This window comes from Pontibacter diazotrophicus, from assembly GCF_003367245.1.
Taxonomy (GTDB): Bacteria; Bacteroidota; Bacteroidia; order Cytophagales; family Hymenobacteraceae; genus Pontibacter; species Pontibacter diazotrophicus.
In genome coordinates this window covers 269,470-287,020 of the sequence record NZ_QRGR01000003.1, presented here as the reverse complement: position 1 = coordinate 287,020, position 17,551 = coordinate 269,470, and the positions used below count along the sequence as shown (strand labels likewise).

Genomic DNA, 17,551 nt, shown 5'->3' with positions numbered 1-17,551 from the left:
GAGCCTGTTCTTAAACTGAATTTTAATGTAGCTTTTCTTACTTACAAGCCTATGCACCTTTTTACGACCAGAAGAAACTTTACCTTTCTGCTTTTGTTTTTCTGCTTCTGCCTGCAGGCTGCAGGGCAGGTGGTTACCACGTCCCCCACTTTTCCGACGGCAAATGAGGAGGTAACACTGACCTTCGATGTCTCCGAAGCGTCAGATGCGCGGGCAGCGGGATTGTTAGGTAAAACCAGCGACATTTACCTTTGGGCCGGGGCAGGAACCACAGAAACAGGCAATGCCTTTGAATATGTGCCTACTGGCCAGACAAACTGGGAGCAGCCTTTTGAACCGGGCAGAATGACTTACCTGGGCGATGACCGCTGGCAAATAACAATGGTACCCCGTGAGTACTTTAACGTGCCCGACGATGTGACGATTCGCCGGTTAGGGCTGCTACTGAAGAATGGAAACGGTACCGCACAGACAGAAGACCTGTACGTAACCATCTATCCTGCCGAGCTGACAGCAGCCTTCATCGCCCCAACGCAGGAGCTTCTCTTCACACAGGCCAGCACAGCCATTCCAGTACAGGCTGCCGCATCCGCACAGGCAAACCTCACGCTGAAACTCGACAACACCATAGTGGCTACGGCTACAAACGAGGAGCAATTAAGCTATACCCTCAACACCGGTACACAGGCAGGCAAACGCCGCAGGGTTGTTTTGGAAGCTGCAACCGCCACGGAAACAGCCAGTGATACCTTTTACTTTATCGTGGAGCCTGCTCCGGTAGTGGCGGCGCTTCCGGCGGGCGTGCAGGACGGTATTACCTATATCAATGCAGAGGAAGTGGTGCTAACGCTGTTTGCCCCTGAAAAGGAGTTTGTATATGTGATAGGGGAGTTTAACAACTGGCTGCCTTCAGAAGACTACCTCATGAACAGAACGCCAGATGGAGACCAGTACTGGCTCCATTTGACAGATCTGCCAGCTGGTGAAGAAGTCGCTTTCCAGTACCTGGTAGATGGTGAGATAGCGGTGGCCGATCCGTATGCAGAAAAGATACTGGACCCCATCCATGACCCATACCTCACCGATGCCAACTATCCTGATCTGAAGCCGCACCCGACCCGCGCCGAGGGAATCGTTTCGGTACTGCAGACAAACCAGCAGGAGTATAACTGGCAGGTAGAGAATTTTGAGCGCCCGGATGTGGAGCGCCTGGTGATATACGAAATGCTGGTGCGTGATTTTGTCGCCACCCGCAACTATAAAACCCTTGCCGATACGCTCTCATACCTGAAAAGCCTGAATATTAATGCGATTGAGCTGATGCCTGTCATGGAGTTTAGCGGCAACGACTCCTGGGGCTACAATCCCACCTTCTTTTTTGCCCCGGATAAAGCCTATGGCACAGAGGAAGACCTGAAGGCCTTTATCGACGAGTGCCACAAAGCCGGCATTGCCGTTATCCTGGACATTGTGTTAAACCAGGCAGATTATGAAAACCCTTATGTGCGCCTGTATTGGGATGAAGCTCAAAACAGACCGGCCGCCAACAATCCTTTCTTTAACCAGGAGGCAACACACCCCTTCAGCGTGTTCTTCGATTTCAACCATGAAAGTGAGGCGACGCAGGAGTTTGTGGAGCGTGTTACCCGCTATTGGCTTGAGGAGTATAAAATCGATGGCTACCGTTTCGACTTATCAAAGGGCTTCACCCAGAACAACACCGGAAACAACGTGGATGCCTGGAGCGCCTACGATGCCAGCCGGGTGGCCATTTGGAAGGATATTTACGACCACATCCGGGGGGTGAACCAGTCTGCCTATGTCATTCTGGAGCATTTTGCTGTAAATCAGGAGGAAAAAGAGCTGGCAGCGTACGGCATGCTTTTCTGGGGAAACCTGAACCACGACTACCGTGAGGCTGCCAAGGGAAACAATGCAAACCTGGAGTGGATATCTTACCAGGAACGGGGCTGGGAGGTGCCGCACGTGGTGGGTTATATTGAAAGCCATGACGAAGAGCGGCTGATGTATGATTTACTGCAAAACGGCCGCTCTGCCGGCAGTTATAATATTCGAAACCTCACTACTGCACTGAACCGTGCCAAACTAGCGGCGGCTTTTAGCCTTACTGTGCCAGGGCCGAAAATGATGTGGCAGTTTGGCGAGTTAGGATACGACGTGTCTATTGAAGAGAATGGGAGAACAGGTGCGAAGCCGATCCGCTGGGAGTACCAGGATGATCCGGAGCGTCAGAAACTGTTCAACGTGTACGCAGAACTTATTAAGCTGAAAACAACAGTGCCTGCCTTTGCAACCGATGACTTTACCCTGGATTTAGACGATATGGTCAAGCGCATCACCCTAGATGGCGAGGATATGACGGTTTTCCTGATTGGCAACTTTGACGTTCAGCCGCTGGCACCTGTGGCAAACTTCCCGTCTGCCGGCACCTGGTACGACTACTTTACCGGAGAGGAGGTAAATGTGACGAACACCGCTGAAACCATTGCGCTGCAGCCAGGGGAGTTCAGGCTACTCACAACGGAGCCCTTGCCTGCTCCGCCGGCAAATCTGCTGCCATGGCAGCAGGTGGTGCTGGATGCCGAGGAACAGTTAGCCGATGCCCGCTCGCTGGTGGTATATCCAAATCCCATTGAGGCCGCTACGGTTATTGAGCTGAACAACAGCTACCGTGGTGCTGTATCGCTGCAGGTAGTGGACGTGACGGGGCGCATACTTAGAACGGTTAAGGCGCAGAAGGGGCAGCAAACACTGCAGCAGGAACTAAACCTTCAGAATTTAGCAGGGGGCCTATATTACTTGCAGGTAGAGCAAGGTGGGCAGAAAAGCACCAGAAAGCTCGTCAAACTCAGACAGTAGCCTGCTTTTGCTTTAGAATCAGTTTTAAATAAGGAAAGTTCTTGTACCCACCCCTGCCCCTCCGAGGAGGGGAATTTCTGCAAAAATAAACTCAATCCCCTCCTCGGAGGGGCAGGGGTGGGTTCTTCTTTCTATTGGCAAATGAATGGATAAATTAAAATGATGAAAAAAACACATTGGTGCAGCATGAAACTCCTTTTGCTTTTTACGCTGCTGCTAACGGCTAACACAGAAACTTTCAGCCAGAACAGGGAGGGCGTATATGTAGACAAGCAAGGTGTGTTGCGCTGGCAGAAAGGAAACAAAGAAGCTAACTTTTTTGGTGTTAATTACACAGTGCCTTTCGCTTACGGCTACCGATCACACAAAGCCCTGAATGCTGACCTGGAGAAAGCAATTGACCAGGACGTGTACCACTTCGCACGCATGGGGCTGGATGCTTTCCGGGTGCATGTATGGGACACAGAGATTACGGATTCGGTGGGAAACCTGCTGGAGAATGAGCACCTGCGGCTGTTCGATTACCTAATCGCCAAACTGAAGGAGCGCAACATCAAAATCCTGGTGACGCCCATCGCTTACTGGGGCTCCGGCTATCCGGAACCGGACGTGAAGACAGCGGGATTCTCCAGTATTTATAACAAGCGCCAGGCAGTAACTGAAGAGGAAGCCTTTCTGGCCCAGGAGAAATACCTGCAGCAGTTCTTCCAGCACGTCAACCCTTATACCAAACTCACTTACCAGGACGATCCGGACATCATCGCCATGGAGATTAACAACGAGCCGCATCACTCCGGTCCGAAGGCACGGGCAACTGAGTTTGTAAACCGGATGGCGGCTGCTGTGCGCGGCACCGGCTGGACCAAGCCCATTTTCTATAACATCAGCGAATCACCTACCTATGCCGATGCGGTGGCAAAGGCAAATATTGACGGGGTGAGCTTCCAGTGGTACCCGACCGGTCTTGTGGCTAACCGCACCCTGAAAGGTAATTACCTGCCACATGTAGACCAGTACCGGATCCCGTTCGACACCATACCGGAATATGCGAGCAAAGCGCGTATGGTGTATGAGTTTGATGCCGGTGATATCCTGCAGCCAATCATGTACCCGGCTATGGCACGTAGTTTCCGTGGAGCCGGTTTCCAGTGGGCCACCCAGTTCGCCTATGATCCGCTGGCGACAGCCTATGGCAACACCGAATACCAGACGCACTACCTCAACCTTGCCTACACTCCTTCTAAGGCAGTAAGCTACATGATTGCTTCGGAAGCGTTTCATAAACTACCGAGGCTGAAGAATTACGGTACCTACCCGTTAGACACCGTGTTTGATGTTTTCCGGGTGAGCTACAAAGAAAACCTGAGCGAGATGAACGCACCGCAGAAGTTCTATTACTCCAACACCACCCGCACAAAGCCTGCCAGCGTCTCCAGACTAACCCAAATTGCCGGAGTGGGCTCCTCGCCTGTGGTAGAGTACAAGGGCACAGGGGCTTACTTCATAGACAAGCTCGAGAATGGCGTGTGGCGCCTGGAGGTAATGCCGGATGCCATTCATGTGCGCGATCCGTTTGCAAAAGCATCTCCACAAAAAATCGTCACCCGTATCCAGTGGCAGGAACACCCCATGGAAATCAGCCTGCCCGATTTGGGTGCTGACTTCAGCATTAAAGGGCAGAACCCAGGAAACACCTATACCACTACCGCAAACAACAGCAGCTTTCAGATCCGGCCCGGAACGTACCTGTTGACCAGACGCGGGAAAAGCGTCCGGAATGTAAAGCACGGTGCCTTGGGGGCTATTGGCCTGAATGAATTCCTTGCGCCTTTGCCACTTACGAATGAGGTGTATGTGTCGCATGAGCCTAAAAGTGAGGTGTCTGCCGGTAATCCTTTTACCATCGAGGCAAAAATAGTTGGCATTGATACGGCTGCGAAAGTTAGCCTTGCTGCAAACAGTTTATCAGGTGCCTGGAAAACAGTGCCGATGCAGCAGGCAATGCCCTATACCTATCAGGCTAACTTACCTGCAGACATGGCTACGCCAGGACTGATCCGGTACCGCATTATAGTGGAGACGAAGGAGGGCGGGTTCGTTACTTTCCCGAGAGGCCACAAAGGAAATCCGTGGGCATGGGACTATGTGGAGGACGACACCTGGCAAACCTATGTGGCATCCGAAAACGGGGCGCTGGAGCTGTTTAACCCGACGCAGGACCAGAACATTTTTGTATACCCTAACCTATGGCGCCCGGACGAACGGCAGTATTTAACCGGAGAAGAGTCGGGCCAGCTGATCCTGCGTTTAGCGGCTAAAGAACTTACAGGCGAAGGTGTGATGGGCATGCAGTTCTACTTTGGTGATAAAGTAAAAGGCCGACAGGGGGAGCTACCCACGTTTGATAGACTGGTGATCAGAGCCCGCACCACAAATCCGGAGCCGGTGCAGGCAAAAGTTTCACTTATCACAGATGATGCTTCGGCGTATGCTGCTAATATTACCTTAGACAATACCTTCAGAGAAATTGAGGTGCCGCTGAATACCCTACAGTCGTCCTCCTTTATGTTGTTGCCGAGGCCATACCCTGGTTTTCACCCGTTCTGGTTTAAACCAGGCAAAGTGGAGCCTTTTAACCTGAACCAGGCAGAGAAATTTGAAATTACAGTTGGGGAGGGCTTGTCTCCGGCAGAAAAAGGAAAACCATTTAGTTTTGAGGTGGAAGGCGTGTGGCTCGAAAAGTCAGGGCAGTAAACAAGAAAGCTGCCATTAGTAGCTGGCTATAAAGTACACCACCACAATTTATACTTGAGCAGTAGAGTAGACTGTAGCTTAAAAATAGCCATATAACGATGTATGATACTCTAATCTTAATCAGATAGAAACACGATGAGAAAAACTAAATTTTTACATTTTGCGCTGGCGGCTTCTATTGCCTTTGGCACAGCTTGTAGTACTGCTGAGAAAACAAACCAGGCAGAAGCGGTTGCCACTGCGCAGCAAACCCAGGTAGCCGAACAGGAAAAAGCTAGCAAGTGGCCGAGAGGGGTAACCTATGAGATCTTCGTGCAATCCTTCTGCGACTCGAATGATGATGGTATAGGAGACATCAAGGGCATGACCTCCAAGCTGGACTACCTCCAGGACCTGGGCGTGGAGGGTATCTGGCTGATGCCCATAAACCCGTCTCCTTCTTACCATAAGTACAACGTAACCGATTATTACGACATCCACCCAGACTACGGTACACTGGAGGATTTTAAGCAGTTTCTGGAGGAGGCACACGAGCGGGGCATTCATGTGGTGATGGACCTGGTGGTGAACCACTCCGGCAGCGATCACCCCTGGTTTCAGGAAGCCGTGCGGAATCCGGATAGCCCTTACAGAGACTATTATGTGTGGGCGCATAAAGATGACCCGCAGACACAGAAAGAAGGCAAGATTCTGGCCGGAGATTCTGATAATGTGAATCGGTGGCATCAGGTGCCTGGCAGCGACTCCCTTTACTACGGCTATTTCTATGGGGGCATGCCCGATCTGAATTTTGATAGCCCCGAGCTGCGCGAAGAAGTATATAAAATTGGCCGGTTCTGGCTTTCTGAGGTGGGAGTAGATGGCTTCCGTTTGGATGCGGCCCGTCATATTTTCCCGGACGACAGACCCGAAGACAACCACCAGTTCTGGGTGGATTTCCGGAACGAAATGCGGAAAGCAAAAGAAGACGTGTACCTGGTTGGGGAGGTATGGGCAGAGGCTGACGTGGTGGCCCCTTACATGAAAGGACTGCCAGCCTTGTTCAACTTTGATATGGGCTACGCCATCACCGAGGCTGTGAACAAAGAAGATGCGGGCGTGCTTGTCGAGAACCACAAAAAGATAAGGGACTTTTACAAAACGGTTAATCCTGATTTTGTGGATGCCACTTTCCTGACGAACCATGACCAGAACCGTATCATGAGCGAAGTGAACGGGGATGTCAACAAAGCTAAAATGGCTGCAGCGCTTCTGTTCACACTACCAGGCTCTCCATACATGTACTATGGAGAAGAAATAGGTATGAGAGGCAAAAAACCTGACGAGCTAATCCGGGAACCTTTTATCTGGGATAACAAAGAAGCCGACGATTGCCGTGCCACCTGGGTGGTACCGCAATACAGCACAGAGCAAACGGTTACCCCGGCTGCCATACAAATGGAAAACGAGAACTCTATCTTAAACCACTACAAAACCTTCATCGAACTCAGAAACAACAGCAAAGCCCTGACCTATGGGGAACTGGAGCCGCTGAATCTGGGGACGCAGGAAGTAAGTGCTTTTATAAGACAGTATGAAGACGAGTCGCTGCTGGTGCTGCATAACCTTTCTGGCCAGGAGGTAACTGTTAACCTGCCTGATAACCTGACAGCTTATGACGATGTACGCTTTCAAAACAAAGCCCAAACAAGAGAAACTAACATGCTGAGGTTGGCGCCTTACAGTACCGTGGTTTTAGAAGAGTAGCATCTGCTTCGTCAAATAAAATCAGCTTCTCAACTCTGTCATGCTGGAAGAGTCCTGCGAATTATCTGAGGATAGCTTACAAGATCCTTCCAGGCTGACAGGGATTGAAGGCAGCTCTTTATTATGGGAGATGAAGATCAATCCGCCTTATTTTCGTAAGCCCTAATACAGTATTTTTATTAGCTTTATCAGATATTCAAAATAAAGAACCCGGGCTATTTAAGCCCTGGAGTAAAGCAACAGGAAAATGTTAAACGAGATTACGCAAAAGTTCAAAGAGCTATATAACCAGGATCCAACTGTTTTCCGATCGCCGGGGCGGGTGAACCTTATTGGCGAGCACACCGACTATAACAATGGCTTTGTGCTGCCAGCGGCTATTAATAAAGAAATTTTCTTTGCTCTGGCGCCGAATGATACGGATACCTTCCGGGTACACTCCTTCAATTTAGGCGAGAGTGCTGAGTTTAATCTGGCTAATGTGCAGCCTTCTGACATCAGTTGGGCCAATTACCTGCTGGGTGTAATTGCCCAGTTGCAGAAGGCAAACTATGAGGTAAAGGGTTTCGACCTGGTGTTTGGCGGTAACGTACCCATCGGGGCTGGACTTTCTTCTTCGGCTGCTGTAGAGTGCGGTATAGCCTTTGGCTTAAACGAAGTCTTTGGCTTTGGCATTGATAAGTTCACCCTCGTAAAGATGGCGCAGAAGGCGGAGCACGAGTATGCGGGTGTCATGTGCGGCATCATGGACCAGTTCGCCAGCATGTTCGGCAAAAATAACCATGCCATCAAGCTCGACTGTCGTTCGCTGGAGTACGAGTTCTATAACCTCGACATGCAGGATTACCGCATCGTGCTTTGCGACACGCAGGTGAAGCATTCGCTGGCTTCTTCCGAGTATAACACGCGCAGGAAAGAGTGCGAGGCGGGTGTTGCTATACTGCAGCAGTACTACCCGGAGGTGCAAAGCCTGCGCGATGCGAAGCTGGACATGCTGGCGCAGCACCAGCAGGAGTTTAACCCGGTGGTATACAAGCGTTGCACTTACATTGTAAGTGAAAACAACAGGGTAGAGGCAGCCTGCGCCGACCTGGAAAAGGGCGATATGAAGTCTTTCGGAGATAGAATGTACGCTTCGCATGCCGGGCTGCAGCACGATTATGAGGTAAGCTGCCCGGAACTTGACTTCCTGGTGAACCAGGCAAGGCAATCTGCTGATGTGTTGGGTGCCCGTATGATGGGCGGCGGCTTCGGGGGCTGCACCATTAACCTTGTAAAAGTAGGTGCCCTGACGGATTCTGTGCAGCAGATGGAGAAAGCCTACCAGCAGCAGTTCAACGTGCAGCTTAAAACGTATATAGCAGAGATTGTGGACGGTAGCAGCAGTGCGAAGTAAAAATTGTTTACAAAGCCATAGCGACGCCTACGGCTTTACTTTAAATAAGCAGACATGTCATCTTTTGATTTAGCGGAACATCCGCACCGTAGGTATAACCCGCTCAGTGGCGAGTGGGTGCTTGTATCCCCGCACCGGGCAAAGCGGCCATGGCAGGGGCAGCAGGAAGAGGTAAACAGAGAGACTCGCCTGGAATATGACCCCTCGTGCTACCTGTGCCCCACCAACGAAAGAGCCAGCGGTGAGCATAATCCCGATTACAAAACCACCTATGCCTTTGATAATGATTTCGGGGCGCTGCAGCCTACTACTCCCACGGGCTCCTTTACAAAAGGGGGGCTGTTGCGGGCTGAAAGCGAGCGCGGCATAGCGAAGGTAATCTGCTTTTCGCCCCGCCACGACCTCACATTACCTGATATGGAAGTGGAAGACATCCGGAAGGTGGTGGACCTATGGCAGCAGGAGTATGAGGAACTGGGCATGCTGGATTTTATCAACCATGTACAGATTTTCGAGAACAAAGGCGCAACCATGGGCTGCAGCAATCCGCACCCCCACGGCCAGATCTGGGCACAGAGCTCCATCCCCGGTGGCCCGGCCAAAGAGACGCAGCACCAGGCTGAATATTATGAAAAACACCAGCGCAGCCTCCTGCAGGATTACCTGGCAATAGAGTTGGAAGAGAAAACAAGAATTGTCTATCAAAACGAGCACTTTGTGGCGCTGGTGCCATTCTGGGCTGTTTGGCCCTTCGAGACCATGATCCTGCCCAAGCGCCACTTGCAGCATATTGGCCAGATGAAAGACGCAGAGAAAGATGCCTTCGCCGATGCTATCAAGCGCTTGACGATGGTCTATGACAAAGTCTTCAATGTGTCGTTTCCATACTCATCAGGCATACACCAACGTCCAACGGACGGGCAGGAGCATGTAGCTTGGCACCTGCACATGCACTTTTTTCCGCCGCTGCTTCGCTCGGCCTCTGTTAAGAAGTTTATGGTAGGCTATGAGATGATGGGCGATCCGCAGCGCGACATTACTCCTGAAGCAAGTGCCGAGCGCCTCAGAGACCTTGTGTGAACCCCATCATAATGCTTAATTTATAGCTTTCGTCTCGAAACACAAGCGACAAGTGAGAAATCTGAAGCAGGAGGAAAGCCTTTATTGTTTCAGGTTTCTCACAATTTAGGGCCTTGCCATCAGTGCGATTCCTCCTTCCATTCCTGTGCCCACTGCCTGCTACTTAGCCAGCTAAGTGTCTGCACAATTCTTACGCTTGTGTACTTCTTCCGGACCTCTGTCATACTTTAATTTCAGGTCTAGCATCACCCATAATGCTATTTGGCAGGCAAACCTGGCAGAGCTGCTATTAAGTACTTCAGCTAAAGCGTTCAAATGCTCTTAAAAAGAGTGAAAACAGGTAAATACTGGGCTAATTAGCGGTTTAACAGAAGTGATTTACCACTCACTAAGGAGCTTGGAATTAATATCTAATTTCATGAATTTTGCACAGGATACGGGAATGAGTCTGCAGGTTTAAAAGATGAACATGATTTTGAGTGCGTGCTGACGCACTTTTCAAGCATCAAATCTGTAACAGCAGTTATCATATTACGTATCCTGATTCAGCTGCCCACTATAACCAATTATCAGTCTTTGTGACTGTCATAGACACTTTTAGTTTTCTTTGCAATGAATGAGCTGGAGTTGTGGATTAATTTTAAAAATGGCAGCGAAGAAGATTTTACCATCCTTTACAGGGAGTATGCGCCAATCATGTTTCGCTATGGATCTAAGCTCTCCAATGACAGAGAGTTGGTAAAGGATGCTATTCAGCAAGTGTTCTTTACTTTATGGAAAAGCAAAGAAAATATCTCCACTCCCTATAGTATAAAAAATTACCTCTTGAAATCGCTGCGCTGCGAGGTTATCAAAAAACTTACGCGGGGCATTGCCTACGAGACATTGCCGGAGGAGTATAGTTTTGAGGAAGCAACTTCATACGAGGCAGACCTTATCGCATTGCAGACCTCCGAAATTAACCGGGAAAGGATTGCCTCCGTTCTCGCTCAATTGCCCGCCCGTCAAAGAGAAGTCATTTTCCTGAAGTATTACTCCAACCTAAAGTATGAGGAGATTGCGGCTGTGATGGGTATCGGGCAGCAGTCAGTCTATAAACTCACCTACAAAGCCATCGATAAGCTGCAACAGCTGCTGGCAAAAGTCTGTGCTGGCCTATTTTCGCTCGCTGCTTTAAGTGAGCAAATCCAAAATTACGGCTTTGTCTTGTAGAAACAAAGGCAAGGCCCAGGCCTCCTGCTTTTAGTTTTAGTCTGGATTAATTGGTTACTTTATGTGCTCAATTACATCTTGACTTATCTATACAATTTTTTAGAGATATGAAGCTTCTTTCAGTTCTGCTGGTGCTTTTTCTGTGTGCTATTCCGGCTTTATCAGCAGAAACCCCAGACAGCTTGCTCCAGGAGTTAAGCCAGGCGATAGAAAACAGGGAAGCTTATATCCAGCAAAAGAGCGGGCGTATCGGCAGGCTGAAAGGAATACTGAACGAGAATGATGATGTTTCTCTTCTTCGCCAGTTTGAGGTGTACAAAAGCCTTTATGACGAATACCGCTCATACAAATATGATTCTGCCTTCACTTACGCGCAAAAGCTTCAGGAAACAGCCAGGCAAATGCAGGATTCCACCAGAATGACCCAGGCCAGGTTGAGTATGAGCTTCATTCTGCTGTCGTCGGGTATGTTCAAAGAGGCTTTCGATACACTGGATTCAGTTAATATTGCAAATAAGCCTGGTAGCTTAAAAGTAGATTACTATGCCCAGAAAGCACGGGGCTTTTATGATTTGGCCAGTTATAATCAAGATAAACACTACGCCAGCCAGTACATAGCACAGGGAGGGATGTATGTTGACTCTGCACTTGCGCTCACGAACCAGAACAGCCTGCAGTTTTACTCTTTAAGGGGAATGAAGCACGAGGCTAGTGGCAACTATGAGCAGGCAAAAACCGATTTTCAGATGATCCTGGATGAGTTCGACCCAACTTTGCATCAGTATGCCATGGCGTCTCATTCACTGGGCAATATACACAGGGCACTGGGTAACACAGACAAAGCATTAGAGATGATGGCAAAGGCAGCTATCGCAGACATAAAGTCCTCTACCACGGAAGCCGTTGCCTTGATGAACCTGGCGGAGCTGCTGTATAACAACGGCGATGAGGCCAGAGCCTATACCTATATTAAGCAAGCGCTGCAGGATGCTGATTTTTATGGCGCCAGGCAGCGCAAAATACAAGTGGCGGCCATACTGCCTATCATAGAAGGAGAGCGGCTGGTGACGGTAGAAGGGCAACGCAGAAGCTTGTTGCTGTACGCGATTGCGGTCACCTTACTGTCTCTGCTCGTGGTCGCGTTTGCCTTTATCATATTCAGGCAGTTAAAGCAGCTGAGGCAGGCAAAGCAGACGGTTACCGATGCAAACCAGCGCCTTCAGGAAATAAATGACAAACTGCTGGAGGCAAACATCATCAAGGAAGAATATATAGGCCACTCCTTTAACGTTTACTCAGAGTACATCAAGAAGCTGGAGAAGTTTAAAGAGTCGGTGGAGAATAAGTTAAGGGCGAAGAAGTACGATGAAATACCTCATGTGCTGAAGACCATCAACCTGAAGAAGGAGAGGGAAGCGCTGTACACGAACTTTGATAAGATTTTCATGAAATTGTTTCCTGATTTTGTGTCGGTTTTCAACTCTTACTTTCCCGAAGAGGATAAGATAGTAACCAAAAGCAGGGATTCTCTCAATGTTGAGTTAAGGATTTTTGCATTGATTCGGATCGGTATACACGACCATGAGCAGATAGCCCGTATTCTGGAGTACTCTGTAAGCACTATCTATAACTACAAGACAAAAGTGAAGAACAAGTCCATACTTCCGAATGAGGAATTCGAAAAGAAGATAATGGAAATAAAACCCTTCTAACTCAAAGAAAGCAATTCTGTTAATTCAGGTATGGCAGACTTCCAGAGGGCGTGGACAATATTCTAGCCACCTCTACCGAAACTTATTAACTGACGTTACGCAAAAGTCCCAGCGGGACGACCTGTTGATAGAAAAAGAGTCTCACTATTCTTTAGCTCCAGCGGAGCTACCTGTTGGGGGTATGTTTACAGGCCGCTCCGCTGGAGCTAAGGGCGGTTTCTGGTCATAAGGCTATGAACAGGTCGTCCCGCCGGGACTAAAACAAACTATGATCTGGTGTTGCGTAACGCCAGATACTAACACAGAACTAAATATTCAATTTGCCTCCAAATCCAGGGAGGGTATTGGCTATCCAGTCCTTGCCCCGAGAGCCAAAATCTTAGCCGTTCACCCAGGCCTTAGCTGCCCATTTTTAACGGAAGAACCCACCTTCCCCAGATGAACCGGTGGTGTAACAATGAATGAGGTTCACATCTCAATTGCACCAGATTACTTTTTCCAGGCACATAAGCGCCTACATTTCATCTACTCTTTATCTATGGCTTGTTGGTTATAAAAGTCTGTGATTCAATGATTTGTTCTTTAATTTATTGCTTTATTTTCTACATTAAGAATGGGGAAATTGCTGTTGCCTGATATGTGCTGTTTTTTTGTAAGTGAGTACTAACCTTTGCAATTCGCTTTGCTCCTCAATCAAAAGATGACAGCAACGGCATGGGGGAGTGAAGTACATTGGCTGTTATAAAGCATAAATCCGAGTGTCTTGTTCAGCTAAGATGAAAAGGAACAGCGAGCATTTTAGGGTTCGGCATAACCTCGTTCAAATGAAGAGAACCACTACCAAAACAAGTCTTCTTTTTACACTATTGGCCCTGAATGCGTGCCAGACGCAGAAGCCAGTTGAAAGTCCTGCCAGCGTTGGGTCCACGCCGATGTGGCAGTCGGAGGCTTATGCGCTGTACCCGGACAGTGTGGTGCAGGGGGAGCATGTGGCACGTGTGCTTTCCCCAACTCAACTAACCTCCAGCTACAGGAGCCCGGCCAACGAATTCCAGGACCCGCGCATTACATTCAAGTTTGCCATCAACGGCCGCGACAATGAAATGGCCTCCGGCACCGACCACCACTTTAACTGCCTGGCCAGCGATGGCACTTGTGAAACGCCCCTGATCACTTTTGGCCAGCAATATACTGATACTACGGCTGTGCCGGAAGGAATGTACCTGACTCCAAATATGGAGATGAAAGTACATCTGGACATGCGCCCGGTGCTACAGGCATTTGAGAAGCAGGGCTACTATACCACCCCAACCGGAGATAGGATCTTTCAGGAGGATTTTAAAGGCGTTTACATTGCCGGTAATACAGCTCCGTTGAGCTGGGACTTTGACAACCTCAGCGGCAATAAGGAGGCGGAGCTAACAGATGCGGATGGCGACGGTATTTATGAGGTAACACTGCAACTGAACAAACCGGAAGACAGTAAGCAGACGGCTACGCAGTGGCAATTGTCTCAGGACATCTCCGCCTTTCCGCAGTATACATCAGATTACCCGCTGATAGAAGCGCTCTATAACTTGTCGCTGGACGAAATGCAGCAAGACATAGAAGCCGACAGCACCTTCCGGACTGGCAAAGAGTGGGCCGGCGTCTGGACTCGCGATATCAGCTACAGCATTATTCTGGGTATGGCGCAGCTGCAGCCCAGGGTGTCGATGTACAGCCTGATGCGCAAGGTGAAGAACGGCCGCATTATACAGGACACCGGCACAGGAGGAGCCTACCCTGTTTCTACGGACAGGATGATCTGGGCTGTGGCCGCCTGGGAAGTCTACAAAGCGACCGGCGATGCAGCATGGCTGCGCGAGACATATCCGATCATCAAAAACTCCCTGGAGGATGACTATGTGAATGCCTACAATCCGGAAACAGGCTTGGTGCGCGGTGAATCCTCTTTCCTGGACTGGCGTGAACAGACCTACCCGCTCTGGATGCAGCCGGTGGATATCTATGCGTCAGAGAACTTAGGTACCAACGCTGTGTATTACCAGGCCAACCTGGTGGCAGCACAGATGGCGGAACTGCTACAGGACAGGGAAGCAGCTGCCAGGTTCAATGAGGTGGCTGCACGTGTAAAAGAGGGTATGAATGAGCACTTGTGGCAGCAGGAGAAAGAGTATTACGGCCAGTACCTGTATGGCCGTAACTATAAAATCCTGTCGCCGCGTGCCGAAGCCCTTGGAGAGGCACTGAGTGTGCTGTATAGCGTTGCCGATGCAGAACGTAGCAAAAAAGTAGTCGCCAGTACACCCGTTACAGACTACGGTATCCCGAGTATATATCCGCAGATTCCGGGTATCCCGCCCTATCACAACAACGGCATCTGGCCCTTTGTGCAAGCCTACTGGAGTTTGGCAGCTGCCAAAACCGGGAACGGAAAAGCACTCACAGAAAGCATCAGCGCCATACTCAGACCTGCTGCTCTTTTCCTGACAAACAAGGAGAATTTTGTAGCCAGCACAGGCGACTACGCCGGCACCCAGATTAACTCTGACAGGCAATTGTGGAGTGTAGCCGGAAACATAAGCATGATCTACAAGGTGTTTTTCGGGATTGATATGAAGGCAGACAAGTTGGAGCTGAAGCCCTTCGTGCCGAAAGCCTTTGCCGGCACCCATAAACTCAGCAACTTCAAATACAGAAATGCGCTGCTCAACTTTGAGTTGAGTGGTTATGGAAACCAGATCAAGAGTATCACCCTCGATGGCAAGACCCTAGACAGGCCGGAGGTACCAGCCACACTATCAGGTAACCATACCATCAGGATTGAACTTGCCGGCAATGCGGCAGATGGAGAAGTAAATCATACGGTAGACTACACTTCTCCGGAAACGCCGAAGGTAACTTACCTGGCGGGCAAGTTGAGCTGGCCTGCGGTAAACGAAGCCGTGGCATACCAAGTGATGAAGAACGGGGAGGAGCTTGCAAATATGCCAGGTACCAACATACTGGTGGACACCAGTCGCTATGCAGAGTATATGGTGCTAGCCGTGGACGAAAACGCGATAACCTCTTTTGGCAGCGAGCCGGTGATGGTGGTGCCGGAAAAACACAAAGTGGTTTATGAGTTGGAGAAATCGGCTCCAAAAGCAACGCTGCCTTACCGCGACTACTCAGGTACCGGCTTTGTGGAGTTGAGCAAACAGCAGAACACGCAGGTGCAGGTAAACATCGCTGTGCCCGAAGACGGAATATATGCCATCGACTTTCGCTACGCCAATGGCAGCGGACCCATCAACACAGAAAATAAAGCGGCCATCCGGACGATCAAGAAAGAAGGAGAGTTTGCAGGGACCATCGTCATGCCGCAGCGCGGCACCGGTGAGTGGAGCAACTGGGGCTATACCAATGCAGTAGAAGTACCGCTGCAGCAAGGCAGCCACACCATCTTCCTCACTTTCGAGCCGGCCAATGAGAACATGCACGGAGAGATAAATCAGGCAATGGTTGACAATATGCGGGTCATAAAAATCAGGTAAAAGCCTGCTGCCTGGAAATTCAGAGGAAAGAACGAGCGGAAGCTTAGGTACTAAATACAATTATAGCAGGCACCTGTAGACGGCAGGTGGAAATCAGATAAAAAATTTGCGTGAGGAGGGATAGAATGCGTGCTGGCAGGCTATTACTGGTATAGAGGGATTACCTGAAATACAGTAACGAAATTTTTAGATGAAGTATCAGTACGAAAACGCATCAGATCTTGCCGTAGACGAAGACTTTATCCAATGGGTGAAAGCGCCTACTCCTGAGAGAGATTTGTTTTGGGAGAGTTGGCTGCAGCAGTATCCTTTTCACCGTGAACTAGTGGAAGAAGCCAGGCAAATCGTACTGCTGCTGTCAGAAGATGAGGATGAGCTGCATGACTTTGAGTTAGAAGCGATGTGGGAGCAACTGAACCAGACGATAAGAAAAGATGATCCCCATCGTCCGGGTGAGGCGAGTATTGTATCGCTAGGTTTCTGGCAAAGGAATAGAATGGCAGCCATAGCCGCATCTGTTAGTTTGTTGCTCCTGCTGTCGGCCTTCTTCCTGTACAGTAGTATGCAGACCGAGACCGTGGAATACGCAACAGCCTATGGTGCAAAACGCACTATACAACTGCCGGACAAGTCTGTAGTGGTGCTGAATTCAAACTCAAGGATTTCATTCCCAAAAGAATGGTCCGAGAATGAAGCCCGCTTCGTGCAGCTTGAAGGGGAAGCTTTTTTTGAAGTCACCCATAAAGCAAACGACCAGAAGTTTGTCGTGCAAACTGCAGACGGCGTACGGGTGGAGGTATTAGGGACAGCATTTGATGTATCGAGCAGGGGAGCCAGGAGCCGTGTGGTATTAGCCTCCGGGAAGGTCCGCCTCAACTACGAGCAGGGCAATGAGGAAAAACAACTGGTAATGAAGCCAGGGGAACTGGTGGAGGTATCAGGGACCACAGCGGATATTACCAGGAAGGATGTTCGGACAGAACTCTATACCTCCTGGAAGGACAACAAAGTCATTTTTGAAAACACATCCCTGAAGGAAATAGCCACCATGCTGGAAGATGTATACGGATATAAAGTAACGATGAAAGAGGCCAGCCTGGCAGATATGAAACTAACAGCGCACCTCGACGACAGGGGAGTAGATAATATTCTGGATACAGTGTCTGAAACACTGGGAGTAACGATCAAAAAGGAGAATCAGGAAATAACAATAAGTCTTACTAACAAATAAG

Annotated in this window: 9 protein-coding genes; all 9 read left to right on the top strand. The window is 49.5% G+C overall.

Annotated elements, in window-relative coordinates; genetic code table 11:
- Positions 1 to 51 precede the first annotated feature (51 nt).
- The 9 genes from DXT99_RS03275 to DXT99_RS03235 all read left to right on the top strand — a co-directional run bounded on the left by DXT99_RS03275 (position 52) and on the right by DXT99_RS03235 (position 17,550).
- Positions 52 to 2,880, top strand: a complete 2,829-nt coding sequence (locus DXT99_RS03275) for a DUF4961 domain-containing protein (protein ID WP_115564089.1) — start codon at positions 52 to 54, stop codon at positions 2,878 to 2,880.
- Between the two features lie 186 nt (positions 2,881 to 3,066).
- Positions 3,067 to 5,634 (top strand): cellulase family glycosylhydrolase, encoded by a 2,568-nt coding sequence (locus DXT99_RS03270; RefSeq protein WP_246000425.1) that lies wholly within the window; start codon positions 3,067 to 3,069, stop codon positions 5,632 to 5,634.
- Positions 5,635 to 5,769: 135 nt separating this feature from the next.
- Positions 5,770 to 7,380: an alpha-amylase family glycosyl hydrolase gene (locus tag DXT99_RS03265; RefSeq protein ID WP_115564087.1), complete on the top strand. Its 1,611-nt coding sequence runs from the start codon at positions 5,770 to 5,772 to the stop codon at positions 7,378 to 7,380.
- A 247-nt stretch (positions 7,381 to 7,627) separates the two neighbouring features.
- Positions 7,628 to 8,776: a galactokinase gene (locus tag DXT99_RS03260; RefSeq protein ID WP_115564086.1), complete on the top strand. Its 1,149-nt coding sequence runs from the start codon at positions 7,628 to 7,630 to the stop codon at positions 8,774 to 8,776.
- Positions 8,777 to 8,830: 54 nt separating this feature from the next.
- Positions 8,831 to 9,856 carry a UDP-glucose--hexose-1-phosphate uridylyltransferase gene (locus tag DXT99_RS03255; RefSeq protein ID WP_115564085.1) on the top strand — a complete coding sequence of 342 codons (1,026 nt, stop codon included), beginning with the start codon at positions 8,831 to 8,833 and terminating at the stop codon, positions 9,854 to 9,856.
- 612 nt (positions 9,857 to 10,468) lie between these two features.
- The gene (locus DXT99_RS03250) at positions 10,469 to 11,068 is read left to right on the top strand and encodes an RNA polymerase sigma factor (RefSeq protein ID WP_115564084.1); all 600 of its coding nucleotides are present in this window, start codon (positions 10,469 to 10,471) and stop codon (positions 11,066 to 11,068) included.
- Positions 11,069 to 11,175: 107 nt separating this feature from the next.
- Complete coding sequence (locus DXT99_RS03245; protein ID WP_115564083.1) at positions 11,176 to 12,780, top strand: DUF6377 domain-containing protein; 1,605 nt, start codon at positions 11,176 to 11,178, stop codon at positions 12,778 to 12,780.
- A gap of 824 nt (positions 12,781 to 13,604) precedes the next feature.
- On the top strand, positions 13,605 to 16,319 hold the full coding sequence (locus DXT99_RS03240) for an alpha-L-rhamnosidase-related protein (RefSeq protein ID WP_115564082.1): 2,715 nt from the start codon (positions 13,605 to 13,607) through the stop codon (positions 16,317 to 16,319).
- A 190-nt stretch (positions 16,320 to 16,509) separates the two neighbouring features.
- Positions 16,510 to 17,550, top strand: a complete 1,041-nt coding sequence (locus DXT99_RS03235) for a FecR family protein (RefSeq protein ID WP_115564081.1) — start codon at positions 16,510 to 16,512, stop codon at positions 17,548 to 17,550.
- The last annotated feature ends 1 nt before the right edge of the window (position 17,551 follow it).

What these genes read in the sequence shown, in the direction of transcription:
- DXT99_RS03270 (WP_246000425.1), top strand. Translation starts at nt 3,067, where the DNA reads ATGAAACTCCTTTTGCTTTTTACGCTGCTGCTAACGGCTAACACAGAA.
- DXT99_RS03275 (WP_115564089.1), top strand. Translation starts at nt 52, where the DNA reads ATGCACCTTTTTACGACCAGAAGAAACTTTACCTTTCTGCTTTTGTTT.
- DXT99_RS03265 (WP_115564087.1), top strand. Translation starts at nt 5,770, where the DNA reads ATGAGAAAAACTAAATTTTTACATTTTGCGCTGGCGGCTTCTATTGCC.
- DXT99_RS03235 (WP_115564081.1), top strand. Translation starts at nt 16,510, where the DNA reads ATGAAGTATCAGTACGAAAACGCATCAGATCTTGCCGTAGACGAAGAC.
- DXT99_RS03250 (WP_115564084.1), top strand. Translation starts at nt 10,469, where the DNA reads ATGAATGAGCTGGAGTTGTGGATTAATTTTAAAAATGGCAGCGAAGAA.
- DXT99_RS03260 (WP_115564086.1), top strand. Translation starts at nt 7,628, where the DNA reads ATGTTAAACGAGATTACGCAAAAGTTCAAAGAGCTATATAACCAGGAT.
- DXT99_RS03255 (WP_115564085.1), top strand. Translation starts at nt 8,831, where the DNA reads ATGTCATCTTTTGATTTAGCGGAACATCCGCACCGTAGGTATAACCCG.
- DXT99_RS03240 (WP_115564082.1), top strand. Translation starts at nt 13,605, where the DNA reads ATGAAGAGAACCACTACCAAAACAAGTCTTCTTTTTACACTATTGGCC.
- DXT99_RS03245 (WP_115564083.1), top strand. Translation starts at nt 11,176, where the DNA reads ATGAAGCTTCTTTCAGTTCTGCTGGTGCTTTTTCTGTGTGCTATTCCG.